Consider the following 25610-nt stretch of genomic DNA (forward strand, 5'->3'; position numbering starts at 1 on the left):
ACGTGGGGGGAAGGTGCGGGGGCGTCGGCACGGGGTGTGGCCGGCGGACGATCTGAGGAGCCGGGGAGGCGCTGTGTGGGCGCCTCCCCGGCCGGGTGGTGCGGGTGGTGCGGTGTGTTGGTGGTGCGGGTGGTGTCAGTTGCCGCTGTGGTGCCAGGCGAAGCCGCTGATCGGGTCACCGGTCTGACCGTCGAGGGCCTTCTGGGTGATGTTCAGCGAGTAGTTGTGGCTGGGGCCCCAGGCGCGGCTGAAGGACCACTCGCCCTGGGCGTCGGCCTGGACCTCGCGGTACACGGTCGAACTCGCGGCCGAGCTGACGGTGACGGTGGCGAACGGGGTGGCGGTGCCGCTGAACGTGACGGCCACTCCGTTCTCGTAGGTGTCGCCGACCGCGGGGCTGGTCAGGACGAGGGGGGCGAACCGGGGTGCCTTGACGTTGACCGTGGTCTCGGAGGTCGTCTTGTCGGGGTTCGTCTGCGTGACCTTGATGGCGTAGTCGTTCGCGGGGCCCCAGTTGCGCTCGGGCAGGGCCCAGTTGCCCTTGTCGTCGACCCTGGCTTCGCCCATGGGCACGTTCCAGTTGTTCGTGGCGTTCACGGCCCGGACGGTGGCGCCGGGGGTCCCGGTGCCCTTCAGGACGTTGAGGCCGGGGCGGTAGGTGTCACCGTCGGCGATGCTCGTGACGGCCACGGGGACGGTGGTCGCGCGGTAGTCGAGGTGGACGAGCTGGCGCTGGACGTCCGTGCCCTTGGTGGCGACGAAGCGGATGTCGTAGCCGGCCGAGGTGGGTCCGAGGTAGCGGTTGAAGCTCCAGGTGCCCTGGAGGCTCGCGGTCGTGTTGCCCATGATGGTGCCCCACTGGTTCGTGGCGACGATCTCGGCGTTGGGTGCCGCGGTGCCACGGAACGTGGTGGTGCCCTCGGTGTAGGTGCTGTTGTGGACCGGGCTGGTCACCTGGAACGCGACGACGGTCGCGTAGTTCAGCTTCAGCGTGACGACCTGGGGGGTGCCCACCCGCGGTGTGGCGGTGAAGGTGATCAGGTAGCCGGCGGTGGTGGGGCCGAGGTTGCGGTTGAAGGCCCACGTGCCGTCGCTCGCGATCGCGGTGCCCATGGGGGTGCCCCACTGGTTCTTCGCGGCCACGGTCGATCCGATGGGTGCGGTGCCGCGGAAGGTGGTCTCACCCGCGTCGTAGAACTGGTCGTTCTCGTGGCTCGTGATGTGCAGCGGCAGATCGGCGGCGACGCGGTTGACGGAGTGCGCGATCGTCTGGACGTCGGAGCCCGAGGTCTGGGTCACGACGAGGTTGCTGGTGCCCAGGCTGAGCCCGCGGTTCGGGGTGATGGTCCACTCGCCGTCGACGACGATGCCGGTCCCGATGATGCTGTTGGGTCCGTAGCCGACGGTGATCGTTGCACCGTCCTGGCCGTGGCCGGAGAAGACCGGGCGGCTGGTGGTGACCGTGGAGCCCGCCTCGGGGGTCTCGACCGTCGGAGCGGTGATCACGGGGGGCTGTTCGCCGTTCTCGGGGTTGAGGGTCACCGTCGCGACGGTGGTGTTGTTGCCCTTGCCGGACTGGGTGGCCTCGAGGACGTGCTTGCGGTCGTCGACGTTCGTGGTGCGGATCGTCCACTGACCGTTGGCGAGGACCTGCTCGGAGCCGAGCACCGTGCTGCGGCCCTCCTCGCGGACCGTGACCCGCGCGCCGACCTCTCCGGTGCCGCGGAGCACGACGGGGCCTCCGTCGTGTGCCATGCCCTCGGTCGGGGCCGTGATCTGGACGGCCTCGCCGTACGGCACGGCGACGATGATCTCGCCGGTGGCCTCGCCGTCGATCTCCTGGTGGACGCGGACGTCGTAGTCGCCACCGGCGTCGGGGGCGGTGATCGGGGTGGACCACCGGCCCGACTCCCCGTGCGCGTCGGTGCGCGCGATCTCGTCGCCGTCCACGTCGGTGACCACCACGGTCGCGCCGGGGTGGGCGGTGCCCGACAGGACGGCGTCCTGACCCAGGTCGGTCGGGAACGACACGCTGCCCGCCACCGGGGTGACCTCGAGCTCGGCGTCGATCGTGGTCTCGCCGGTCTTCTCGCGGTTCTCCCATTGCTCGAGCGTGACGGGGTTCGAGCCGAGCTTGAGACCGGTGAGGGTGTGCGACCATCGGCCGTCGGGTCCGACTTCCACCTGACCCGGTTCGTCACTGCCGATCACCACGGACGCACCCGGAACGGCGGTGCCGGAGATCTCGGCGGTCCGGTTCGGGATGTCGGTCGAGTCCACCCGGGCGGAGAACCCGGCGACCTCGATCGGGGTGCGGACGCCGTTCACGGCGTTGTAGACGTAGGCGGTGCCCAAGGCGGCGGCGTCGTCGTTCAGCACGAACGAGAACGTGCCGTCGGCCTGCGCCTCCTCGGTCTGGACCGCGTTCGCGGACAGGCGGTCGGGACCGACGAAGACTTTCTCCGCCCCACCGGAGGCCTTGCCGCTCATGGTCACCGTGCCGTCCTCGCCGTGCACGACCTCGAGGTCGCTGACGGCAGGTATCCGGCCGGTCGACACGGTCTCCCACTGGCCCGATGCACCGAACTTGATGCGGACGTCCTCGCCGGCGCTGAGCAGCGACGACAGCGTGATCGTGGCGTCGCCGTCACCGTCCGTCCGATCCGTCGCCCCGTTGCCCCCGGCCATGTCCTCGACGAACACGTCCGTGTCCGGCGTGCGGCCCGTGAGCATGATCGTGACCGTGTCGTCCGCGACGTTGTAGGTGGCGCTGTCGGCATTGTCGAAGGCGTCGACGTCGGCGATGCTGTCGGAGTACCAATCCGGTTCGTACATCCCCGTTGCGGTGTCACCCGTCCGGGGGGCCTGGGCGCCGAACGTCAGCGCGGCGTCACCGGCCATGACCGGGCCGAGGCCGGTGCCCTTGGCCCACTGGTTCGACACGTCGATCCAGTGGAAGTCCTGCCGGGGCGAGCCGTCGCACCGTGCGGTGGTGGTGGTCACCGCGTTCGTCGACCCGACGAGACAGACGTCGGCAGAGGCGCCCGTGCCGCGCACGGGCCCCGTGGCACCGACCGCGGGGAGCTCCCAGTCGACGGCAGCAGCCCTCGCTGCCTCGATGCTCCTGTGGACGTTGCCGGAGATGCTCTGGTTGAGCTTCGGCGCCTGTGGGGTCCAGTACTTGTAGCGCAGAGATCCTGTGCCGTTGTCGAACTGGGTGATCAGCTTGCCGACGACACGGGAGGAAGACGTCGGTGTGGTGGCGGGGTCGACGGCGGCCGACGCTGCCGCGGGCCCGACGCCGAGGCCGGTGACGATCGTGGCTGCGGCGAGCCCGACCGCGCCGGCGCGCTGGAGATGTTTCTTCATGTGGGAGAGGTGTTCTTTCATGTCTGGGCAACGCGATGCGCCGCCAGGCGAACAGATGGTGAAATGTTAGACACAAAACAAGGCATGCACAACATGACGACCGCGAGGGCTTGCGATCCGGGCGTGTCGGCGTAAACTTGAGTCCGCTCCACTCAAGTTCCGAGAAAGGCACATCCATGGCGAACATGCAGGGCGCTCCGGCTTCCGACGAGAAGCAGAAGTCGGCGCTCGAGAAGTACGGCGTCGACCTCACCGCCATCGCCCGCAGCGGCAAGCTCGACCCGGTCATCGGCCGTGACGCCGAGATCCGTCGCATCAGCCAGGTGCTCACCCGCCGCACCAAGAACAACCCGGTCCTGATCGGCGAGCCCGGCGTCGGCAAGACCGCCGTCGTCGAAGGCCTCGCGCAGCGCATCGTCGAGGGCGACGTCGCCGACAGCCTCAAGGACAAGCGCCTGATCAGCCTCGACCTCGCCGCCCTCGTCGCCGGGGCCAAGTACCGCGGCGAGTTCGAGGAGCGCTTGAAGGACGTGCTCAAGGAGATCACCAAGAGCGACGGTCGGGTCATCACCTTCATCGACGAGTTGCACACCCTGATGGGTGCCGGCGGGGGCGAGGGGTCGGTCGCCGCGTCGAACATGCTCAAGCCGATGCTCGCCCGCGGCGAGCTGCGCCTCATCGGCGCCACCACCCTCGACGAGTACCGCCAGTACATCGAGAAGGACGCCGCCCTCGAGCGCCGCTTCCAGCAGGTCTACGTCGGCGAGCCCAGCGTCGAGGACACCGTCGCGATCCTCCGCGGGCTCAAAGAGCGGTACGAGGCGCACCACGGGGTGACGATCACCGACGGCGCCCTGGTGGCCGCCGCCTCCTTGTCCAACCGCTACATCCCCAGCCGTCAGCTGCCCGACAAGGCGATCGACCTCGTCGACGAGGCGGGCTCGCGCCTCAAGATGGAGATCGACTCGTCGCCCGTCGAGCTGGACCAGCTCTACCGGGGCCTGGTGCGCCTCCAGATCGAAGAGCTGGCCCTCAAGAAGGAGACGGACGACGCCTCGCAGGCGCGTCTCGCCACCCTGCGCGAGACCATCGCCCAGCAGCAGGCCGCCTACGACGACCTCGACGCCCGCTGGCAGGCCGAGAAGGCCGCGCTGCAAGGCGTCGGCACGCTGCGAAGCGACCTCAACGAGGCCCGGATCGACGCCGACCGCGCCCTGCGCGAGGGGCGCTACGAAGATGCGGCGCGCATCAGCTACGAGCGCATCCCCGACATCGAGAAGCGCCTCGCCGACGCCGAGTCGTTCGAGAAGTCGGGCGACCGGCTGGTCAGCGACTCGGTCACCGACGCCGACATCGCCGAGGTCGTCGCCGCCTGGACCGGCATCCCGGTCGGTCGTCTGCTCAGCGGCGAGACCGAGAAGCTGCTGCACCTCGAGAGCGAACTCGGGAGGCGCCTCATCGGTCAGAAGGCGGCCGTCCAGGCCGTCAGCGAGGCGGTCCGGCGCACCCGCGCGGGCATCAGTGACCCCGACCGCCCGACCGGTTCGTTCCTCTTCCTCGGCCCCACCGGGGTGGGCAAGACCGAGCTCGCCAAAGCCCTCGCCGACTTCCTCTTCGACGACGAGAAGGCGCTCGTCCGCATCGACATGAGCGAGTACGGCGAGAAGCACAGCGTGTCCCGCCTCGTGGGCGCGCCTCCCGGGTACGTGGGCTACGAAGCCGGTGGTCAGCTGACCGAGGCCGTGCGTCGTCGCCCGTACAGCGTCGTGCTGATGGACGAGGTCGAGAAGGCCCACCCCGAGGTCTTCGACGTCCTGCTGCAGGTGCTCGACGACGGCCGGCTGACCGACGGGCAGGGCCGAACCGTGGACTTCCGCAACACGATCCTGGTGCTGACGTCGAACCTCGGCTCGCAGGTCATCACCGATCCCGGTCTCAGCGACCCCGAGAAAGAAGAGCTGGTTCGGGGCCTGGTGCGCCAGGCGTTCAAGCCCGAGTTCGTCAACCGGCTCGACGACATCGTCGTGTTCTCGACCCTCAGCACCGACGACCTCGGCCAGATCGTGTCGCTCTACGTCGACCGCCTCGGACGACGGCTCACCGATCGCCGCCTCTCGCTCGCCGTCACCCCCGACGCGCGGGCCTGGCTCGCCGACCGGGGCTACGACCCGATCTACGGCGCCCGGCCTTTGCGCCGCCTCATGCAGCGTCAGATCGACGACGAGCTCGCGATGGCGCTGCTCGGGGGCGAGATCGCCGACGGCGACACCGTGCGGGTCGACGTGGCCGACGGGGGTGACGGGCTGAGCGTCACCCGGTACGACGTGGTCGAACCGGATGCCGACGAGCTCGACGACCTCGGCGACTGATCGTGGCGCCGCGGGCCGGGACGCCACCGACATGTGATGAGTGACATGTAGGTGCTACCGTGTGGGGATTCTGACGAGACCCCCGAAAGGCCCTGCATGACAATCGACGCCCCTCCGTTCCCGAGTCGTGACCAGAGGGGGCGTCGTTTGGCCGGTCGACTCGCTCTCGGCTCCGGTCTCTCGATGCTTCTCGTCGGCGGGGCCCTCGTGCCGGCCGTCGCCTCGCCGGCTCCGGGCGTGTCTCCCGCCGCGGCCGTCCGGGACTCCCCGCGGGCACCCGGTGCCCCGACCGAACTCTTCGTCGAGGACTTCGAGAACGAGCCCACCGGAAGCGCACGGCTCGTGACCGACTACGTCGGATCGGCGGGCACCCGGTACGCGGCGGACCCGGTCTGGGCCGACCCGGCGCGCTGCAACGGTCTCGTCGTCGACCACTCGTCGACCGGTTCGTCGTGTGGCAGCATGCCCGCGGTTCGTGCCCTGGCCTCGGCTCTGGGCACGATCGGTGGGTACGACGACCCGAACGCCAACCACGCCGTCTCGGCGTACACCAACGGTGGCGCTCCCGGGGCGGACCGCGTCCAGCTCGAGACGGTCCAGCCGATCCCGCTGCAGGTCGCGAACCGGTTCGTCACGTTCTCGGTCGACACCGTCGCCATGAGCTGCCACGCGTCGGACGACCCCCTGCTGGCGTTCTCCCTGCTCGACGGATCGACCGAGACCCCTGTGTCCGACCGTCCGATCGACCCGTGCGTCGACCCCGGCATGAGCGAGTTCACCGTCGACGGCCACCGCATGCGTGGCGGTCGCGTCGTCAGCCCCGGTGCCGTGCTCTTCAGCGGCACCGAGATGGGGGTCCGCCTGCGCAATGTGCAGGGCGGAGGGGCGGGCAACGACGCCGCCTTCGACAACGTCCGCGTCGTCGATGTCACGCCTCGCGCCGACGTGTCGCTGCCCGCCTCGGCCGTCCACGGTGACGTCGTCGACCTGATCGTCGACGTCACCAACACGAGCGAGGTCGGCGCGAAACCCGGCTGGTCCTTCGCCCAGACGTTGCCGGCGGGCCTGACCGTCGCCTCGGCGGGCGGCGCGACGTCGACCTGCGCCACGTCCGACCTCGTCGCCGAGCCGGGTGCCAGCGGGTTCTCGGTGTCCGCCGACTTCGACGAGGGCGACGTGCGGTGCCGGGTCCTCGTCCCGGTGCTCGTCGGTGAGGCGGGCAGCCACGTCGTGGCCGCGTCCCGGAGCGCGCTCTCGGGTCTGCTGCCCGACACCGACCAGACCCTGGTCGCCGACACCGAGGCGGCCACGATCAGCACCAGCCTCACCGCGCGACTCGACGACGTCGCGGCCGCCGGGACTGCCGGCGTTGCCGACGTCGGCGACCGGCTGACCTGGGTGCAGACCGTCGTCAACGTCGGCAACGCGCCCGTCCGTGACCTCGCGAGCACCCGCCCCGACATGGCGTGCGAGGTGACCGACCTGGCCGTCGGGACCCGCACCTCGTGCAGCTCGCCGACCTCGACGATCGACCAGGACGCCGTCGACGCCGGCGACCTCTCGGCGACCGTCCGAGCCGAGGCCGTCTCTCGTCTCGGCACGGCCCTCTCGACGAGCGAGGCGCGTGCCGTCGTCCCCGTCACCGACCCCGCCGGATCGATCGGCATCGTGGGCGAGGTCGCGCTCAGCGACGTCGACGGTACCGACCGCACCGGGCAGGAGGCTCGCCCCGGCGACCTCGTCGACGCTCGGTACACCCTCACCAACGAGGGCACCGTCACCCTGACCGACGTCGTCCTGAGCGTCGACGACGGTCTGCCCCCGGTGCCGACGGACCGGGCGGCGGGCCTGCCCGCCGCCGAGGCCCGCACCGTCTGCGACGACGACCACCTCGCGCCCGGCGACTCGACGGAGTGCGTCGTGGGCACGCGGACGATCGTCGAGGAGGACCTCGACTCGTCGTCGTTCTGGTTCTCGGCCACCGCCACGGGTCTACGCCCCGACGGCGCCACGGTGACGGCCATGCGAGCCTCCGACCCGATCGGACTGATCAAGCCCGCCCCGGCCCTGACGGCCACCACCGTCATCACTTCGGGCGGCTCACGGGTCGGTGACCTCTCGCTCGGCGACGACTGGCGGGGACGCGTCCGCGTGGTCAACACCGGCAACGTCGAGCTGTTCAGCCTGAGGGCCCTCGGCTTCACCTGCGACGTCGACCGCCTCACGCTCGGCCGGGCGACGCACTGTACGAGTGCGACGCGCACCGTCGCGGCGGCCGACGTCGCGGCAGGTCGGGTCTCGGTGTCGGCGACGGCCCGGGCCGTCGACCGGTGGGGCACCCGGGTCGAGGCCACCTCGTCCGCCCGAGCCGGTGTTCCGGCCGAGTCCGCGGCCGGCGCGCCGAACACCTCGCTCACCCCGGTCGCGAAGGTGCTCGCCTTCACTGGCTCGCCCCTGGCCGTGGCCGTCGTCGGCCTGGGTCTGCTGCTCGCCCTCGCCGGTGCGTGGCTCGTGGTGGTCAGCCGTCACGGCTCCCGTGGCGGGCACGCGGGCTGAGACGGTTCGCACGCCGAAGCATCACGACATGCCGCTCACCTGCGGAGGTGGGCGGCATGTCGCGTCCGTCCTAGCGCACGCAGAGGCCCGGCGCGCGGGCAGACTGGCGTCATGCGCACCTGGGTGAAGATCTGCGGCCTGTCCACGCCCGAGACGGTCGACGCGGCCGTCGAGGCCGGGGCCGACGCCGTGGGGTTCGTGTTCGCGGCAGGAAGCCCGCGCACGATCGACCCCGAGAGCGCACGCGAGTTGGCAGCCCGTGTGCAGGTGGGCATCGAGACCGTCGGCGTGTTCCGCGGCCAGGACATCGGGACGGTGCTCGAGCTGGCCCGCGCCTCCTCGGTCTCGACGGTGCAGTTGCACGGCGACGAGACGCCCGCCGACGTCGCCGCCGCCCACGCGGCGGGCTTCCGGGTGATCCGTGCCGTCAGCGCCGCCGCCTACGCGACCGAATCCGAGGAGGCGCGGGTCGCCTTCCGCGAGGACGCCTTGCTTCTCGACGCGATCGACCCGGGTGCCGGAGCCACCTTCGACGCCGGGCCGCTGCTGTCCGCGCCGCCTGCCCGGGAGTGGCTGCTGGCCGGGGGACTCGCCCCCGACAACGTCACCGGGCTGCTGGCCGAACTCCGTCCCCACGGTGCCGTCGGGGTCGACGTCAGCTCGGGCGTCGAGTCGTCTCGCGGCGTGAAGAGCGTAGAGCTGATCCGGGCGTTCGTCGAGGCCGCCAGAGCCTGACCGAATCTCGGCCCGAGCGGGCGCGGTCTCAGCCGACGAGCGCTCGGGCGTCCTCGACGAACCGGTCGACGTGCGCCTCGGTGGTGTCGAACGAGCACATCAGTCGCACCTCTCCGGTCACGCGGTTCCAGTCGTAGAAGTGGTGCGCGGCACGCAGGGGCCCCACGGCCTCGCGGGGCAGCACGACGAACACGGCGTTGGCGTCGACTGCCTGTGTGACGGTGACGCCCGGCAGCGTCGCGAGCCCGGCGGCGAGACGCGCCGCCATCGTGTTGGCCCGTGTCGCTGATCGCAACCAGAGGTCGCCGTCGAGCATCGCCAGGAACTGCGCGGAGACGAAGCGCATCTTCGAAGCCAGCTGCGCGTCCATCTTGCGCAGGTAGACCAGGCCGTCCCGCGCCTCCTCGGTGAAGGTGACGACCGATTCACCCAGGACCAGGCCGTTCTTCGTGCCGCCGAACGAGACCGAGTCGACGCCGGCGTCGCGCGTGATCGCGCGGAGCGACACCCCGAGCGACGCTGCCGCGTTCGCGAGCCGTGCACCGTCGAGGTGGACGCGCATGCCGAGCGAGTGGGCGTGGTCGGTGACGGCACGGATCTCGTCGGGCGTGTAGACGGTGCCGAGTTCGGTGCTCTGCGTGATCGTGACCGCGAGCGGCTGTGGGCGCTGCTGATCGCCCCAGCCGTAGGCCTGCCGGTCGACCAGCTCGGGCGTGAGCTTGCCGTCCGGGGTCGGCACCGTCAGCAGCTTGATGCCGCCGAGGCGTTCGGGTGCCCCGCCCTCGTCGGTGTAGACGTGCGCGGTCGTCGCGCAGATCACGGCCGCCCAGCGCGGGGTCAGGGCCTGCAGGGCGGCGACGTTCGCGCCCGTCCCGGTCAGGACGGGGTCGATCGTCGCCCCCTCGCCGAACGTCTCGACGACGACCTCGGAGAGGCGCTGCGTGTAGGGGTCGGCGCCGTACGAGCCGACGTGGCCGCCCGCCGCGTCGACGATCGCCTGCAGCACCTCGGGATGGGCCCCGGCGTAGTTGTCGCTGGCGAACGTGTGGACCGAGGGATCGTGGAGGCGCGTCACCCGTCGATTCTGCCCGACGGCCGACCTCTCGAGGTGTCAGGAGGCGCGGGGGTGTCGTGCGGTGAGGTGCCGTTCCGGTCGGGACGACGACGAGCGCCTTGTGCTGTGCAAATATCACACGTAGAGTTGTACGTGACACATCGTCGACTCGATGTCCCGCTCGGTCGAACCCGCCGGGCGCTCCTTCCACCCCGAGAGGCCCCGTCATGCTCTTCGCCCATGCCCCGAAGCTCGTCCTCGCCGGTCCGTACCCGGCGATCCGTCCCGTCGCCGATCGGGCGGCGGCACTCGACGCCGAGGTCGTCGTGCTCTCGTGCGAGATGGCGACCCCGACCGACGACGTCGTCGGCTTCGACTGGGCCGTGGTGGCCGTCGACGCCGCCACCCCCACCGCGGTACAGCTCGACCGTGCGGTCGACAGCCTCGCGGACGGCCTGCGGCGCGGTGCCCTCGTCGTCGTCGCGTCGGATCGCCCGGTCGCTCAGGCGGCGAGGCGTTTCGCCGACGACCTCGCCCGCGCCAGCGGCCTCCCGACCGGCGAGGCGTTCGCCGTCGCCGCGTGCGAGGCGGGTGTCGTCGCCTGGGCGGTCGACGCCCAGGCCGAGGACGAGGCGACCCATCTGCTCGAGCGCATCGGAGCGCCGGTGGGTGGCGGCGTGCCCGCGGCCTGACCCGGTCGTCCCGCCGGCCCCCGGGGCGTGCGACAGGATGGACCCATGGGTGGAGTGCTGATCGGGTTCGCGATCATCGGCGTGATCATCGTGACCGGCTACGTCGTCGGTCGCATCGACCTGCTCGGAGAATCCGGCCACCGGGTGCTCTCCCGCCTGGTCTTCTTCGTCCTGACGCCGTGCCTGTTGTTCTCCACCATCTCGCAGGCCGACGTCCACGTGCTGTTCTCGCGCCTGTTGGTGGTCTCGGCACTCGCCTCGCTCCTGGCCGCCGTCCTCTCGGTCGTCGTCCTGAAGTTCGTGCTCCGACGCAGCGCGGCGCAGACGGCCATCGGCACGATGGGTGGCGCCTACGTCAACGCGAACAACATCGGCCTGCCGGTCGCGACCTACGTGCTCGGCAGCGCCACCTTCGTCGCCCCCGTCCTGCTCTACCAGCTGCTCGTGCTCACGCCGATCGTGCTCGCCGTGATGGACACCGTGACGAACCGCGGCAGCAGCATCGGTCGGACGATCGCCCGACCGTTCACGAACCCCCTGCTGATCGGGTCCGCTCTGGGCGTGCTCGTGGCGGTCGCCGGCCTCGAGATCCCCCAGGCCGTCCGCGAGCCGTTCGAGTTGGTGGGCGGTGCCGCCGTGCCGGTCGTCCTGCTCTCGTTCGGCATGTCGCTGTACGGCTCGAAGCCGTTCCAGGCAGGGCAAGGACGCGCCGACATCGTCGTGGCCGTCGTCCTCAAGCTCGTCGTCATGCCGGTCGCGGCATGGTTGCTCGGGGCGTTCGTCTTCGACTTCGACCGCGACGAGCTTTTCGTGGCGGTCGTGCTGGCCGGTCTGCCGTCGGCCCAGAACGTCTTCAACTACGCCCAGCGCTACCAGACCGGGGTGGTCGTGGCGCGCGACACCGTGTTGGCGACGACCATCCTGTCGGTTCCCGTGCTGGTGCTGGTGGCGGCGTTGCTCGCCTGACCCGCGCCTCCTCGTGTCGAGGGAGCCGGGCCGGTCCGCGTGGGCGTCAGAAGATCATGGGGCGGTCGTCGTCGAGCTCGGTCTCGAGGTCGAGGTCGACGACCACGGGGACGTGGTCGCTCGGGGCGTCGCCCTTGCGTTCGTCGCGGTGGATGGCCGCGGACGTCACGAGGCCGTCGAAGGCCTTCGAGCCCAGGACGAAGTCGATGCGCATGCCCTCGTTCTTGGGGAAGCGCAGCTGCTTGTAGTCCCAGTAGGTGTAGCCCTCGGGCAGGCGCGAGCGGACGACGTCGGTCAGGCCGACCTCCTCGAAGCGGAAGAACGCGTCGCGCTCGGGCTGGCTGACGTGGGTGTGGCCCTCGAAGACCGACATGTCCCACACGTCGGTGTCGAGCGGTGCGACGTTCCAGTCGCCCATCAGGGCCAACGGCTGGTCGGGGCGCGCGGCGAGCCAGGCCTCGGTCTCGGTGGCGAGCTTCGACAGCCAGTCGAGCTTGTAGTCGTAGTGCGGGTCGCCCAGTTCGCGCCCGTTCGGCACGTAGAGGCTCCACAGGCGGACGCCCTCGACCGTGACGCCGATCGCCCGCGCCTCCTTGGGCTGGTCGGGGCCTTCCTGGCCCTTGGCGAAGCCCGGTTGCGACGGGAAGGTGATCTCGACGTCCTCCATCGGCAGGCGGCTGGCGAACGCCACGCCGTTCCACTGGCTGAGCCCGTGCAGCTCGACCTCGTAGCCCGCCTCGCGGAAGGCGTCGTAGGGGAACTGCTCGGGCTTGCACTTGATCTCTTGCAGCCCCACCACGTCGACGTCCTCACGGACGAGCCAGTCCACGACCCTGCCCACTCGAGCCCGGACGGAGTTGACGTTGTAGGTGGCGACGCGCATGCCGACCACGGTACCGGGCGGGCCCGGGCGTGGTTCGAGGCGGCCGTCGTCGGCCGACGGGGGGTCGGGCCCGATCCGCCCGCCCCGGTGTTCCCGGGCCGTCTGCTCTACCATGGGTCACCGTGACCGACGCACGCACGCAGCTCATCGACTACATCGGCTCCGAGGCCGTCTTCCACGGCGACTTCACGCTGACCAGCGGCAAGAAGGCGACGTACTACATCGACCTCCGCAAGGTCAGCCTCGACCACCGCGTCGCGCCCTTGATCGGTCGGGTCATGGTCGACCTGATCGACGAGGTGCCCGACGTGTTCGCGGTCGGTGGCCTGACGATGGGCGCCGACCCGATCGCCGCCGCCGTGCTGCACCAGGGCGTGGCGCTCGGCAAGGACTACGACGCCTTCGTCGTCCGCAAGGAGCCCAAGGACCACGGCCGCGGCAAGCAGGTCGAGGGGCCCGACCTCGAGGGCAAGCGCGTCATCGTGCTCGAGGACACCTCGACGACCGGCGGTTCGCCCCTCGCCGCCGCCAAGGCCCTCGAGGCCGTCGGAGCCGAGATCGCCGCCGTCGCCGTCGTCGTCGACCGCAGCACCGGGGCCCGCGAGGTGATCGAGGCGGCCGGCTACCCCTACTTCGCCGCGATCGGGCTGGAAGACCTCGGGTTGACACCGTGACCGACGACCGGCGCAAGGACGACGACGGCGACGACGCCGGGCGCGACGATGCCAGCGACTGGCTCGCCGCCCAGTTCGACGGTGACGCCGACGCCGACGACGACGCGACCGACACCCCGTCAGGAGGCGCGGGTCGTCTTCCCGACACCGCCCCCGAGGACGTCCCCACCCAGGCATTCGACCTGCCGCCGGCCACGCGCGCCGTCGAGGTCCCCCGCGACGACGTCGGTGCCGAGCGCCCGGTCGACCCGGGTGCCGAGCCGCCGTCCGAGGACTCGTCCGTGGTGCCGCCGACGCCGACCCCCCTGCCGTTCGTCGTGCCCGAGTCCCCGGCCGGGACGCCTCCGCCGAAGACGTCAGGCCACCCCCAGGCGCTCGACCTCGGAGCGCTGACGGGGTCCGTGTCGCCTCCGCCTCCGTCGTCCGTGCCCGTTCCCGACAGTCCCGCGCAGCCCGAGTCGAGGCGACCCGGGTCGCCGCAGTCCGGCCCCGAGCCCGCTGCGGACGCCGGTGACGCCGGTCAGGCATCGGGTGCCGCCGACGTCGAGGAGCGCACCGGCGTGAGCGACGAGCCAGGGCCCTTCACCGCCCTGATCTCGGCACCCCGGGCCGAGTCCGCCGAACCCGCGACCTTCGACTGGGATGCTCTGCCCGAGCCCGAGCCCGAGCCCGAGCCCGAGCCCGAGCCCGAGCCCGAGCCCGAGCCCGAGCCCGAGCCCGAGTCCGAGTCCGAGTCCGAGTCCGAGTCCGAGCCCGAGCCCGAGCCCGAGCCCGAGCCCGAGCGCCGAGCGGAGCCGACGTTCCAAGCAGCGGCAGAGCCGGAGCCGACGCCCGGGCCCGAGGCCGAAGTCGAGTCCGAGCGCCGAGTGGAGCCAGAGTTCCGAGCAGAGCACGAGCCAACGCCCGAGCCGGAGTTCCAGCCCGAGCCCGAGTCCGAGCCCGAGCCCGAGCCGGCGTCCCAGCCCGAGCCCGAGCCCGAGCCCGAGCCGGCGTCCCAGCCCGAGCCCGAGCCCGCCGTCGATTCCCGCGAGGGCGGTGTCGAGGCACCGTGGTGGGTCGAAGAGCACCACGAGATGACGCGGCGTGAGCGTCGTCTGGCCGAGGCGGCCGCAGCTGCTGCGGCCGCTGCCTCCGCGGCGGTCTCCCGTGGCGGGGTCGAGCCCGGCGTCCCCGGCGTCGCTGCGGTCCCCTCGACGCCGGCGCCGTCCCCCACGACCGAGGCGTCGTCCGTCCCGGAGCCCCGGGCCGACTCCGGCTCGAGGGGGGACCGCGAGCCCACCTTCACCGAGATCCTCGGTGTCGTCCCGTCAGGCGTCGGCACCGCGGCCGTCGAGCCGCGGGGCGTGCGTCCCGAGCCCGAGCACGAGCCCGAGCACGCGACGAACGCGGAGGACGTCCCCGCCGCCTGGTCGCTGTCCGGCTCGGGCGACGTGCCGCCGTCCGAGGTCGGGCCCGTGCCCGACGCCGACCAGCCGCCCCACGCAGACGCGGATGCGGACGCCGATGACGAGGGCCTGGACGACGGGGCCGAGGTGACGACCGCGACCGCGCTGTTCGCGCCTCCTCGTTCCGCCCTCGACGAGCGCGCCGACGTCGACGCCCCCGGGGCCGATGCCAGGCAGGTGCTGCCCGGCGTCTCGATGAGCGCCACCTCGGCTCTGACGGGCGAGCGGCCGCGCCGTGAGGTCGGCGGAGCCGGCGTGTTCGTGCCGCAGACCCGTCCGGTGGACGAGAGGCCCGCCACGACAACCCGCACCGCGGGCCTGGCCGAGTGGGTTCGGACGCACAAGGTCGTGGCCGGCGTGGGCGCCGGGCTCGTGATCGTGCTGCTGCTGGTCGCGCTCTTCTTCATCTCGAGGTCGCTCTTCGCCTCGACCGACGACCTGACGAGCGACGCTTCGGCCGCCGCCGGCGCGGCGCCGACCGCGGCCCGGACCGTGACGGCCGCGCCGGTCGAGCCCGCCGCCGAGGTCGTCCCTGCGGGCCCGCTCGCGGCCGGCACGCACTCGTACGCCGACCTGCAGGGCGGCGAGTGCTTCTCGGCGTTCGAATCGGCCTGGCAGCAGGACTACGAGGTCGCCGACTGTGCCCAGCCGCACGTCGCGCAGCTCACGCGCCTGGGCACCCTAGACGGTGACGCGGCGGCCGCCTACCCGGGTGCCGACGTGCTGCAGAGCCAGATGAACCTGCTCTGCACGGGCGCGGACGCACTCGACCGGCAGGCCGCCGCGGCCTACCCCGACGTGCAGTTGCTCGCGAGCTTCCCGGCCGACGCCGAGGCGTGGGCCGCCGGCGACCGCACGTACTCGTGCTTCGTCAACCGAAGTGGCGGCGAACCCCTGACGACCAGCCTCGTCGCCGTCGCGGGCTGACTCGTCGACGCGGCCCGCGCCTCCTTCGCTGGGGGCTCAGGCCTCGGACGGCACCACGTCGGACTCGATCGGCTCGCTGCGCACCAGTTCGTGCACCCCGGCCAGGATCTCGTTCGGCCGGAACGGGTAGCGATCGATCTCGGCCTGATCGCTGATGCCGGTCATCACGAGGATGGTGTGCAGCCCGGCCTCGATGCCGGCCATGATGTCGGTGTCCATCCGGTCGCCGATCATCGCCGTGTTCTCGCTGTGCGCGCCGATGCGGTTCATCGCCGAACGGAACATCATCGGGTTCGGCTTGCCGACCACGTAGGGCTCCTTGTTGGTGGCCTTCGAGATCATCGCGGCGATCGCGCCCGTCGCGGGCAGCACGCCGTCGGCGCTCGGGCCCGTGGCGTCAGGGTTCGTGACGATGAAGCGTGCACCGCCCAGGATGAGCCGCACGGCCTTGGTGATCGAGTCGAACGAGTAGTTGCGCGTCTCGCCCACGACGACGTAGTCGGGGTTGGTCTCGGTCATGATGAACCCCGCCTCGTGCAGGGCGGTGGTCATGCCGGCCTCGCCGATCACGAACGCCGAGCCACCGGGCATCTGTGAGCGGCAGAAGTCGGCCGTGGCGAGTGCGCTCGTCCAGATGCGCTCCTCGGGAACGTGCAGCCCCGAGGCGCGCAGACGGGCCGCCAGGTCGCGCGGGGTGAAGATCGAGTTGTTCGTCAGCACCAGGTAGGGCGTGCCCTCGTCCTGCCACTGCTGGATCAGTTCGGCCGCGCCGGGCAGGGCGTGGTTCTCATGGACGAGCACGCCGTCCATGTCGGTCAGCCAGCATTCGACGTCTTCGCGTGCACCCATGGCGCTCACCTTAGCGAGGTGCCCTGACGACGAGGAGGCGCGGGTCGCCTCCACCCACCGCCTACCCTGGTCGGATGCCCCAGGACGAGTCCCCGACCCCGCCGAGCGACGAACCGACGCACGGGGTGGGGCCCTGGCCCGGCGGCGAGGAGGCCTGGCCCGAGGGGGACCACTTCGACCCCGAGCTGCTGCGCGAGGGTGACCGACGCAACGTGGTCGACCGCTACCGGTACTGGACGATGGAGGCCGTGGTGGCCGACATCGACGCGCACCGGCACGGCTTCCACGTCGCCGTCGAGAACTGGCAGCACGACATGAACATCGGGTCGATCGTCCGCAGCGCCAACGCCTTCGCCGCGGACACCGTGCACATCATCGGCCGTCGCCGGTGGAACAAGCGCGGGGCGATGGTCACCGACCGGTACCAGCACGTGCTGCACCACCCGGACGTCGAGACGTTCCTGGCGTGGGCCCGTGAGCAGCGCCTCCCCGTCCTCGCCGTCGACAACGTCGAGGGGTCCGTGCCGATCGAGACGTTCGACCTGCCCGAGCGCTGCGTCCTCGTCTTCGGGCAGGAGGGGCCGGGCCTGTCGCCCGACGCGCTCGCGGCGGCCGAGGCCGTGCTCGAGATCTCGCAGTTCGGCTCGACGCGCAGCATCAACGCGGCGGCGGCCGCCGCCGTGGTGATGCACTCGTGGGTCGTGCGTCACCGCTTCTGACCCTCGTGCCAGTCGACCGTTGACCTGACTCATATTTCACACCTATACTCTTGATGATCGGTCTGAGGGTCGATCACTTCCTGTCTCCCGAACAGAAGCGAGAGTGTTCCGTGCCGTCGTCCGCCCCGTCCCCCGCCGCCGACGGCTCCCGCTCGGCGCCCCGGGTCCTGCTCGTCGCGGCGCCGTTGATGGCCCGCAGCGGGGTCTACCGCTCGACCCACGACCTGGTCGCCGAAGCGCGGGGCCGGGGGCTCGACTGGCGGGCCGTCGTGGGACTGCGCCCGACGGCTCGCGGCACCGTCGCGACCACCCCCGGCGTCCGCGAGGTGACGGTGCACGCGCACGGGCGCGCGGTCGTCGACGAGGTCGCCGGTCTCGTGACGAGCGCCCCCGAGGCCGATGCCGCGGACGTCGTCGTCACGCTCGTCACGCAGAGCGACGTCGCCCTCGCCCGGCTGCGCCGTGACGGGTCCACGCCCTGGGTGGCGTGGGTCCGCGGACTGCCGTGGCCCGCTCCCGGTGAGCAGGCGCACCTCCGTCGGGTCGCCCTCCGCCTCGTCGAGGGTCGCGCCCTGCGCGGGGCCGACGACGTCTGGGCGACGACGCCGGTCCTCGCCGACGAGGTGGCGAGGGCGCGCCGTCCCCACCTCGTCCCGGCCGGCATCCGTCTCTCGGCCCGCAGCTCGTGGGGCGAGGCCGCCACGCCTCTCGTCTGGGCGGCCCGGTTCGACGTCGACAAGCGGCCTGCGGCGTTCGTCGAGCTCGCGGCACGTGCAGGCGTCCCCGGCCGCCTGCACGGGCAGGGTCCGCTCGAGGGCCGGCTCCGCGCCTCCTTGCCCGACGGAGTGACCATGCCGGGGTGGATCGACCCGGCGAGGCTGTGGGACGACGCCGGACTCTTCGTCGGCACGGCCTCGCGAGAGGCCTTCGGGCGCAGCGCCGTCGAGGCCGCCGCCGTGGGCGTGCCCGTCCTGCTGGGCGACAGCTACGGTGCCGCGCCGCTCCTCGTGACCGACCCCGATCTACGACGACGACTCGTCCTGCCCGTGGGTGAACCCGACCGGTGGCTGTCCGCCGTCCGTGACCTGACCGACGACCCCGCGTTGCGCCGGAGGGTCTCGGACCACGTCGCCGCCAATGCCTCGCTCCTGTCCGTCGGCGCGTCGGTCGACGCCGTGGTCGACCGTCTGTCCCGGCTGGGCCTCACGGCGGCCGCCCGATGAGCGGCTCGTCCGGCCGCCCGACCCGAGCGCCTCGCCCCGGGGCGGGTCCCCTCCGGGTCCTCCAGTACGGGGTGCACGACACGGGCTACCCCCGCAACGTCCGCGTGCGGGCCCATCTCGAACGGCAGCTCGGCGCGTCGGTCGTCGTCGCGCCGCGGTCGCGTGCCGCGGGTCGGCTGCGTCGCGCGACCGATGACGTCCGCTCGCTCGTCCGGGGAGCCCGGCGGGCCGACGTCGTGCTGCTCTCCGAGTTCCGGCTCAGTCACGCGCCGCTCGCCTGGCTCGTCGCCCGGCTGCACGGCGCCGCCCTCGTCGTCGACGGGTTCGTCGGGCTCCACGAGACCGCGGTCGACGACTGGCGGCGGGTCTCGGCGGCATCGCCCGCGGCCCTCCGGCTCCGTGTGCTCGACGCCACGGCCGTGAGGTGTTCGGATCTCTACCTGATCGACACCGAGCCCCGGGCCGCCGCGATCGTCCGGCGGCACGCCCCCTCGGCGGCGGTCCTCCCGCTCGCGGTCGGTGCCCCGGCCTGGGCCACCCGGCAGCCGCCCGCTCCGCCTCACGACGCCCTTCGGGTGCTGTACTACGGGGGTTACATCCCCCTCCACGGCGTCGACCTCGTCGTCGACGCCCTCGCTCTGGTCGGGGCGCGTCGCCGGGTCGAGGTCGTCCTCGTCGGCGACGGTCCCGCCCGCCGAGCCGTCGAGACGCGCGTCCGGCGAGCGGGCCTCGGCGACCGGTGCACCTTCGTCGACGCGGTGCCCGAGAGTGAACTCCTCGCCCACATCGCCCGGGCCGACGTCGTCCTCGGGGTCTTCGGCTCCTCGGCCAAGGCCCGCGGCGTCGTGGCGAACAAGGTCTGGCAGGGGCTGGCGTGCGGTCGGACCGTCGTCACCCAGCGATCGAGCGCCCTCGACGACATCGGACGCGAGGTGGGGGACCTGCTCGTCCAGACCGAGCCGGCCAGCGCCTCCTCGATCGCCGAGGCCCTGGTGGCGGCCCGATCGGCCGACGAGATCGAGGCGCCCCGCGACGTCGCCGTGCGCCTCGAGGCCCTGGTGCGGCGATCGTACGACCGGTTCACCGACCACCTGTCGGCCCTCGGCCCGGGTCGGCTCCGCTCGTGAGGCGACTCGGGCGCCAGGTCGGCCGTCTCGCCCTCCATCTGCTCGTGCCGGCCCTCAGCGCGGCCGCGCCGTTGGCCGTCATCCCCGCGGTGACCTCGACCCACGGGGCGTCGGGCTGGGCGGCGGTGGCCGTCGGCCTCTCCGTCGGCGTCGCCACGGCGGTCGTCGCCGAACTCGGGTGGGGCATCGTGGGCCCGCAACGCGTCGCCCGGGGCACCCGGCCACCCGCCGACCTCTTCGCCGCGGCAGCGGCCAGCAAGCTCGTCGCCACCGCGATCCTGCTGCCCGTCGCGGCGGCCGTCACGCTCGTGGTCGTGGTCGTGGACGAGCACCGCACTGCTGCCGCACTCGTCTCGGTAGGGGTCGCCCTCGGAGCGCTCAGCCCGACCTGGTATTTCATCGGCCTCGGGCGCCCGCTGTTGGTCCTCCTCGCCGAGACCGTGCCGCGCGTGTTGGTCTCGCTGGTGTCGGCCGTCGCGATCGCGGCCGGTGCACCGCTCGAGGTCTACGGCGCCGGCATGGTCGTCGCGGCCGTCGTCACCTTCGCGGTGTCGCCTCGTCTCGGCGGGGCCCGTCCGCCCGGAGCGCGTGACTTCCGCGCCGTCCCGGCCGTCGTGCGCTCCCAGCTCGTCCTCGTGGTCGGGCGGGGCGTGGCGACGACCTACAAGTCCCTGCCCGTGGCCTTGTTGGGCGTGGTCTCTCCCGGTTCCGTGGCCGGATTCGCGGCGGTGGACCGGCCGCTGCGCATGGGGCTGCAGGTCGTGTCCGCGATCCCCGACCGCCTCCAGACCTGGGTGGGCGTGCCCTCCGCCGAACTCGCGCATCGTCGCAGCCTGGGCTCCCTGGGGATGAACGCAGGGCTCGGTCTCGTCGTCGGGGTCGGTTTCGCGACGACCATGCCGTCCGTCGCCGGCGTCCTCTTCACGGGGACCGTCCCGGTGCCGCCCGGCCTCGCGGTGGCGGGCGGCGTGCTCATCGCCGTCGTCTGCGCGTCTCGTGGTGCCGGTCTCGCCCTGGTCAGTGCGGGGCGTCACGCCCAGACGACGACGGCGTCGATCGGCTCGGCCGCCGTCGGCGTTCCGGGAGTCCTCGTGCTCGGGGTCCACCTGGGCGCGCTGGGTGCCGTGTCGGCACTCGTCCTGGCCGAGACCGTGGGGCTCGTCGTCCAGCTCGTCGTCCTCGCGCGGGCGGGCCGAGCCGAGCCCGGGTCGCCGTTGGAGCCCATGACCGTGCCCGCCCCGGTCGATCCGTCGCATCCGCACCCTCGTGGGGAGGTCGAACGATGATCGTCGTCCTCGCCGGTGCCGTCGCGGCGGCCCTCGTCGCGTTCGTCGGCGGACTCCTCCTGCCGGCCGACCGGCGCCGGGGTGCGGCGCTCGTCGTCGCCTTCGTCGTCCTCGTCTCGACGACGTCGGGTTCCGCGCCCGACATCGTCCGACACGCCGCCGTGGCCGCTGCGGTCGGAGTCTCCGGGGCGGCACTCGTCTCGCCCCGGTCGTGGACCGTCGGCCGCCCTCGGGCCACGCTGGCGACGGCTGCGTTCTTCGCCCTCTCGATCGTCTGCGTGCTGGTGCTCGCCCCGTCGACGATCGTGCTCATGGCCGAGCTCGCGGCGATCGGGGTCGCGATCTCATGGCTCGTGGCGTCGTCGTCGTCCCGTGACGTCACGGTGTTCGTCCGCGGGCTCGTCGCGCTGGGACTCGTCCAGGTGGTGATGGGGGTGGTCGAGCTCACCGTCACGCACCGTCCGTTCCCCTTCGGGTACAAGGTCCTCGCGACGGGCCGATCGTTCGTCAGCGACAACAAGATCCTGCCCGGTGGTCTCGTCCGGGTCGAGGGCACCCTCGGGCACCCCATCCCGTATGCCGTGTTCCTCGCGGTCTGCCTGGTCCTCGTCCTCGTCGCGCGGCGGACCTTCCCCGTCTGGTTCCCGCCGGTCGCCGTCCTCGTGCTGTCGGCGGGCATCCTGCTGTCGGGAAGCCGAAGCGTCGTCGCCGCCGTCCTCCTCGCCATGACCTACGTCCTGATGACCTCCGAGGCACGGTCCCGGGCCACGAAGATCGTCCTGACGGGGCTCGCGGCCGTCGCGGGCGCCGCCGCCCTGGCGTCCGAGATCGTCGAGGCGGTCGGGACGCTCGTGACCTCGGGCTCGTACGAGAACAGGATGGGGGCGGTCCGGTCGGTGCCGGGCCTCCTCGGACGGCCCGTGCTCGAGGCGGTGGTCGGCAGCGGCTTCGGTAGCGAGCCCGAGCTGTACGCCCGTGGGCTCCTGCCCCAGGAGGGGTTCACGATCGTGGACAACCAGGTCGTGACGACGCTCGCCACGTTCGGCCTCGCCGGAGTCGCCTCGTTGGTCGCCGCGCTCGTGATCGGGTTCGTCCATGCCTCCCGCGTGGGGCGGGCGGTCCTCGTCGTGATGGTCGTCACGCTGTTCTCGTTCGACTACCTCGTCTGGTTCTCGACGTCCGCGATGCTCTGGGCCTTCTGCGCCTTGCAGGACCGTCCGGGCGACGACCGAGCCGCGATGGACCCGTCCGGGTCGCATCGGGCTCGCGACGACCGGGGTCGGGACGACCGCGTGCCGCACGCCTCGTCGGACCGGCCCGGTGTCGTCGGCGGCACCGTCACGGCAGTCCGCTGAGCCAGCGGGACCGTCGCCGACGCGTGGTCGTCCCTGCCGCGCGTTCATCCCGGCCCACGACGAAGCGCCTCGACGACATGGTCGTCGGGGCGCTTGGCCGCAGGCGGTCGGGGCGGAGTCAGGCTCTCAGGGCACGCCCGAGATAGGCGACGACGTCGTTCGTCGCGTCGACGATCTGGGCGGTCGACTTCGCGTACACGTCGGCTCCGAGCCCGAACGGGTCGACGACGTCGTCCTCGTCGGGCGTGACGAGGACGCCGGAGCCGCGGTGCGCCGCCGCGAGGGCGACGACCCGGTGCAGACGGCTGGCGGGGTCCGGGGCCGATGCGATCGCCTGAGCCGTCTCGTGGGGATCGACGAGACGGCTCAGGCGTGCGAACTCCCGCAGGGTGAAGGTCTTGCGGTTCGCCCTCGGTACCAACGACACGACGGCTCGGCGGTGCTCCCGGGCGAGCGCCAGGACGAGGGGAGCGGGGTCAACGACTTCGGCCGTGAGCTGACGGGCACGATGGGCCGACAGGTCCAGTCCGAGGGACTCGGCGGCCTGCAGGGTGGGGCGGGGAGGCGGTTCGCCCACCACAGCGGACGTCCCGAAGCTCTCGACGGCCGCCGAGGTGGCACTGCGCACGAGTTCGGCGGCCAGCGGTGAGCGGCAGATGTTCCCGGTGCACACCATCGCCAGGGGTGGGACGCTCATCGGGCCGCCGCCGAGGCAGGGGCCGGGTTCTCGGTCACCGAACCGTAGTAGCCCCCGTAGGCGCCGTACCCGTAGGCACCTAGGCCCTTCGTCGGGGCCATCGTGAGCACGACCCCCAGGGTGCGGCTGCCGATCTCGGAGACGGCGGCGAGGGCCTGCTTCAGCTGGTGGCGCGATGATCGCTGGGCGGCACTCACCACGATCACGCCACTCACGCAGCGGCTGAGGACGGCGGCGTCGGTCACCGGCAGCAGGGGCGGGGTGTCGATGATGACGAAGTCGTAGTCGACCTCGACCGTCGAGACGAGGCTCGCCATGGCGAGCGAGCCGAGCAGTTCGCTCGGGTTCGGGGGAACGGTGCCCGAGGGCAGCACGTGGAGGCCCAGGCGCCCCCACGGCTGCACGACGTCGACGAGTTCTGCCCGCCCGACGAGCAGGTCGGTCAGTCCGACCGCACCCTCGAGACCCATGACCTCGGCGACGCGGGGCCGGCGCAGGTCGGCGTCGACGAGAAGCACGGAGGCGCCGGTCTCGGCCAGGCAGACGGCCAGGTTCGCCGCCGTCGTCGACTTGCCCTCGCCGGGCATGGCCGACGTGACGATGAACGTGCGGCTGCGTCCTTCGAACGAGACGAACTGGAGGTTGGTGCGGAGGGCGCGGTAGGACTCGGCGAGGGGGCTGCGGGGATCGTTGTTGACGACCAGCGGGGCCGAGGAGGCTTCTGTGTGGAAGCCGATGCCACCGAGCAACGGCGCGTTCGTCACCCCCTCGACGTCGGCCTTGCTGCGGATGCGCGTGTCGAGGGTGTTGCGGAGGAGGGCCAGGGCCGTACCCGACAGGAGGCCCAGGCCGAGGGCCAGACCGATCCAGAGGACCGGCTTGGGGTTGGCCGGGCTCGTCGGCACGACGGGACCGTCGATGGACTCGACGGTGACCAGCCCGCTGCCGCCGCCCACAGGTTGTTCGAGCTGCTCTTCGACCACCGTCTCGAAGCTCGTGGCCACGGCGTCGGCGAGTCGTGCGGCCTGGGCGGGGTCACCGTCGGTGACCGAGATGTCGATCAAGGACGTGTTGACCGGGCTGGAGGCCGAGATCTTCGAGGCGAGCCCGGCCGGCGTGGTGTCGAGCCCGAGATCGGCGATGACGGGTTCGAGCACCCGACCCGACGTGACGACGGACACGTAGGAGCGCACCTTGGCCTGCGCGGCGCTGCTGCCCTGGACGAGGTCGCCGGCGTCCGACGAGCCGATCGACGAGACCGAGACGAAGAGCTGGGTCGACGACGAGTACGACTTCGCCGTCGCGAGTGACGCGGTCGCCCCGAGCAGCACGGCGCTCAGGGTCACGACGACGATGAGGACCCACCGCGTCCGGACGACGGTGATGAAGGTCTTGAGTTCCATGGAGTTCTTCCCTGCTGAACGGCGTGGTGTCGGGTCGGGGACTGATCGGGTCTAGGACGGTCGACGGGCCGGCAGGCGGAGCGCGTCGCGGACGACATCGGCCTTCTGCCGCCACGTGGCGTCGGGAGGGATGGCACCGGGGAGCCGAGGCACCCGCCCGTCGGAGCTCGCGGCGAGTGCGGCGAGGACCGAGGCGTGCTCGGCGGTGTCGGCGACCGTCACGCCGTCCAGGCCGCGCGCCTCGATGCCGCAGACGGCCGTGCTGAGGACGGGCAGACCCGCCGCGCGGTACTCGTAGGTCTTGATGACGTCGCCGCCGACCTCGCGCTCGCCGACGTGGTGGGGCACCCAGCCGACGTCGAAGGTCTGCAGCAGGGCCGGCACGCGGTCGTAGTGCACGTCGCCCAGCAGGGTGACGTTGGGCGAATCGGCCAGTACCCCGTACTCGGCGTCCAGTACGGGGCCGGCGAACACGAACGACACGTGGGGCAGGGCGGTGACGGTCGTCAGGATGCCGTCGAGGTCGAGCCTCCGCCCGATCTTGCCCACGTAGCCGACGGTGGTCGGGCCGGTCGCCCGGCTCGTGCCGTCGAAGCGGTGGGGGTCGCATCCGTTGGGCAGCAGGACGACGTCGGCGCGTCCGTGCCGCCGGGCGAGGGCGGCGGTGCCCGCGCCGTTGGCCGTGACGACGTCGGCGCGGGCGAAGGCGGCGGCGTAGGCCTCGTCGACCTCGGCACGGATGCTCTCGAAGGCGTAGTGCTTGCTCCAGTCGTCGAGCAGGTCGAGGACGACCCGCCGGCGACCGGCGAAGGGATTGGCCGCGACCGGGGCGACGGCGGCGAAGGGGTTCCAGACGAGGGCCGGCACGGATGCCGCCGACGGCGGCAACGAGGGGTAGGCGCGGGCGGACGCGACCCACCATCGTCGTCGATCGCGCGGATCGGGTGCTCGGAGCGTGATCGCGTCGACCGACCGGGTGCCGGCGGCCGGTGCCCCGATCGGGCGACGGCGCGCGATCGAGGTCACCAGGGGCTCCGGCCTCGAGACGACGGTCACCCCGCCACGGGCCGCGAGGTCGTGACCGAGCCACTCGATCAGGTGACCGTCCCGGGTGCGGTAACCCTCGTCGAGCAGCTTGCGCTGGCCGTGCATCGGGTACGCCAGGAGGGCGGGGGAGTCGAGGGCGGCGCGGCGCGTTCGGGTCGTGGGCACGGTGGTCTTTCGTCGAGAGCTCACGGGCACCGTGGCGCCCGACACAGCCGATAGCCGTGTGTGATATCT

General features: G+C 72.1%; 19 protein-coding genes. 12 read left to right on the plus strand and 7 right to left on the minus strand.

What is annotated here, in order from left to right:
• Window positions 1–135: 135 nt before the first annotated feature.
• Complete coding sequence (locus tag ACVJ1F_RS11575) at window positions 136–3369, minus strand: hypothetical protein (RefSeq protein WP_456886341.1); 3234 nt, start codon at window positions 3367–3369, stop codon at window positions 136–138.
• Between the two features lie 176 nt (window positions 3370–3545).
• On the opposite strand from ACVJ1F_RS11575, the gene ACVJ1F_RS11580 reads away from it, so the two are divergent.
• The 3 genes from ACVJ1F_RS11580 (at window position 3546) to ACVJ1F_RS11590 (ending at window position 9029) form a co-directional block, all read left to right on the plus strand.
• Window positions 3546–5738 (plus strand): ATP-dependent Clp protease ATP-binding subunit, encoded by a 2193-nt coding sequence (locus ACVJ1F_RS11580; protein WP_456886343.1) that lies wholly within the window; start codon window positions 3546–3548, stop codon window positions 5736–5738.
• 183 nt (window positions 5739–5921) lie between these two features.
• The gene (locus ACVJ1F_RS11585) at window positions 5922–8294 is read left to right on the plus strand and encodes a DUF7507 domain-containing protein (RefSeq protein WP_456886345.1); all 2373 of its coding nucleotides are present in this window, start codon (window positions 5922–5924) and stop codon (window positions 8292–8294) included.
• A 111-nt stretch (window positions 8295–8405) separates the two neighbouring features.
• On the plus strand, window positions 8406–9029 hold the full coding sequence (locus ACVJ1F_RS11590; RefSeq protein ID WP_456886347.1) for a phosphoribosylanthranilate isomerase: 624 nt from the start codon (window positions 8406–8408) through the stop codon (window positions 9027–9029).
• 28 nt (window positions 9030–9057) lie between these two features.
• On the opposite strand, the gene ACVJ1F_RS11595 is transcribed toward ACVJ1F_RS11590, so the two are convergent.
• Window positions 9058–10104 carry a threonine aldolase family protein gene (locus ACVJ1F_RS11595; protein WP_456886348.1) on the minus strand — a complete coding sequence of 349 codons (1047 nt, stop codon included), beginning with the start codon at window positions 10102–10104 and terminating at the stop codon, window positions 9058–9060.
• Window positions 10105–10310: 206 nt separating this feature from the next.
• Here ACVJ1F_RS11595 and ACVJ1F_RS11600 point away from each other — a divergent pair, with 206 nt between their 5' ends.
• Window positions 10311–10775 (plus strand): hypothetical protein, encoded by a 465-nt coding sequence (locus ACVJ1F_RS11600; RefSeq protein ID WP_456886350.1) that lies wholly within the window; start codon window positions 10311–10313, stop codon window positions 10773–10775.
• Window positions 10776–10820: 45 nt separating this feature from the next.
• A complete protein-coding gene (locus ACVJ1F_RS11605; RefSeq protein WP_456886352.1) occupies window positions 10821–11741 on the plus strand; it encodes an AEC family transporter in 921 nt (306 codons plus the stop codon).
• A 46-nt stretch (window positions 11742–11787) separates the two neighbouring features.
• Here ACVJ1F_RS11605 and ACVJ1F_RS11610 read toward each other — a convergent pair whose 3' ends face one another.
• Window positions 11788–12624 carry an exodeoxyribonuclease III gene (locus tag ACVJ1F_RS11610; RefSeq protein WP_456886354.1) on the minus strand — a complete coding sequence of 279 codons (837 nt, stop codon included), beginning with the start codon at window positions 12622–12624 and terminating at the stop codon, window positions 11788–11790.
• Between the two features lie 122 nt (window positions 12625–12746).
• Here ACVJ1F_RS11610 and pyrE point away from each other — a divergent pair, with 122 nt between their 5' ends.
• Both pyrE and ACVJ1F_RS11620 read left to right on the plus strand, forming a co-directional pair.
• The gene (gene pyrE / locus ACVJ1F_RS11615; protein WP_055978230.1) at window positions 12747–13298 is read left to right on the plus strand and encodes an orotate phosphoribosyltransferase; all 552 of its coding nucleotides are present in this window, start codon (window positions 12747–12749) and stop codon (window positions 13296–13298) included.
• Window positions 13295–15670, plus strand: a complete 2376-nt coding sequence (locus ACVJ1F_RS11620; RefSeq protein WP_456886356.1) for a septum formation family protein — start codon at window positions 13295–13297, stop codon at window positions 15668–15670. Before pyrE ends, ACVJ1F_RS11620 begins: the two co-directional genes overlap by 4 nt.
• Before the next feature lie 36 nt (window positions 15671–15706).
• Here ACVJ1F_RS11620 and ACVJ1F_RS11625 read toward each other — a convergent pair whose 3' ends face one another.
• On the minus strand, window positions 15707–16519 hold the full coding sequence (locus ACVJ1F_RS11625; RefSeq protein ID WP_055978234.1) for an HAD-IIA family hydrolase: 813 nt from the start codon (window positions 16517–16519) through the stop codon (window positions 15707–15709).
• Between the two features lie 74 nt (window positions 16520–16593).
• Here ACVJ1F_RS11625 and ACVJ1F_RS11630 point away from each other — a divergent pair, with 74 nt between their 5' ends.
• The 5 genes from ACVJ1F_RS11630 to ACVJ1F_RS11650 all read left to right on the plus strand — a co-directional run bounded on the left by ACVJ1F_RS11630 (window position 16594) and on the right by ACVJ1F_RS11650 (window position 22229).
• A complete protein-coding gene (locus ACVJ1F_RS11630) occupies window positions 16594–17238 on the plus strand; it encodes a TrmH family RNA methyltransferase (protein WP_456886358.1) in 645 nt (214 codons plus the stop codon).
• A gap of 110 nt (window positions 17239–17348) precedes the next feature.
• Window positions 17349–18461 carry a glycosyltransferase gene (locus ACVJ1F_RS11635; RefSeq protein WP_456886360.1) on the plus strand — a complete coding sequence of 371 codons (1113 nt, stop codon included), beginning with the start codon at window positions 17349–17351 and terminating at the stop codon, window positions 18459–18461.
• Window positions 18458–19588, plus strand: a complete 1131-nt coding sequence (locus ACVJ1F_RS11640; protein ID WP_456886361.1) for a glycosyltransferase — start codon at window positions 18458–18460, stop codon at window positions 19586–19588. Before ACVJ1F_RS11635 ends, ACVJ1F_RS11640 begins: the two co-directional genes overlap by 4 nt.
• On the plus strand, window positions 19585–20874 hold the full coding sequence (locus ACVJ1F_RS11645; protein ID WP_456886362.1) for a hypothetical protein: 1290 nt from the start codon (window positions 19585–19587) through the stop codon (window positions 20872–20874). The genes ACVJ1F_RS11640 and ACVJ1F_RS11645 overlap by 4 nt, the downstream gene beginning before the upstream one ends.
• The gene (locus ACVJ1F_RS11650; protein ID WP_456886364.1) at window positions 20871–22229 is read left to right on the plus strand and encodes an O-antigen ligase family protein; all 1359 of its coding nucleotides are present in this window, start codon (window positions 20871–20873) and stop codon (window positions 22227–22229) included. Before ACVJ1F_RS11645 ends, ACVJ1F_RS11650 begins: the two co-directional genes overlap by 4 nt.
• A 118-nt stretch (window positions 22230–22347) precedes the next feature.
• Here the strand turns inward: ACVJ1F_RS11650 and ACVJ1F_RS11655 are convergent, their stop codons facing one another.
• Genes ACVJ1F_RS11655 through ACVJ1F_RS11665 form a run of 3 tightly spaced genes read right to left on the minus strand, consistent with a single transcriptional unit; the run spans window position 22348 to window position 25541 of the window.
• Entirely contained in the window at window positions 22348–22926 is a 579-nt protein-coding gene (locus tag ACVJ1F_RS11655) for an arsenate reductase/protein-tyrosine-phosphatase family protein (protein ID WP_456886366.1), read from the minus strand.
• Entirely contained in the window at window positions 22923–24329 is a 1407-nt protein-coding gene (locus ACVJ1F_RS11660) for a polysaccharide biosynthesis tyrosine autokinase (RefSeq protein WP_456886367.1), read from the minus strand. Before ACVJ1F_RS11660 ends, ACVJ1F_RS11655 begins: the two co-directional genes overlap by 4 nt.
• A 51-nt stretch (window positions 24330–24380) precedes the next feature.
• The gene (locus ACVJ1F_RS11665) at window positions 24381–25541 is read right to left on the minus strand and encodes a glycosyltransferase (protein ID WP_456886368.1); all 1161 of its coding nucleotides are present in this window, start codon (window positions 25539–25541) and stop codon (window positions 24381–24383) included.
• Window positions 25542–25610 lie beyond the last annotated feature (69 nt).

It is taken from the genome of Frigoribacterium sp. 2355, assembly GCF_054060695.1.